Genomic DNA, 243 nt, shown 5'->3' on the forward strand with positions numbered 1-243 from the left:
TTTTTATTTTTTTTTTTTTTTTTTTCTTTTTTTTATTATTTTTTTTTTTTTTTTTTTTCACTTTTTTTGTTTTTTTTTTTCTTTGTTTTCTTTTTTGTATTCCTTTTTTTTTTATCTTTAAAAAAAAAAACCCCCCCCCCAAAAATTTTAAAAAAAATCGTTTTATAGACCAAACCACGGGCCCCCAAAATAAAAACCCCCCAAAACAAAAAAAAAAAACGCGGGGAAATTAACCCCCCCAAC

At 24.3% G+C, this 243-nt stretch carries 1 protein-coding gene; it reads right to left on the reverse strand.

Annotated elements, in window-relative coordinates; translation table 11 throughout:
* Positions 1-35: 35 nt before the first annotated feature.
* On the reverse strand, positions 36-243 hold a 208-nt coding region (locus KB213_RS13530), incomplete at its 5' end, for a hypothetical protein (protein ID WP_211683531.1).

Origin of the sequence: Neokomagataea anthophila (assembly GCF_018122595.1) — a bacterium.
Taxonomy (GTDB): Bacteria; Pseudomonadota; Alphaproteobacteria; order Acetobacterales; family Acetobacteraceae; genus Gluconobacter; species Gluconobacter anthophilus.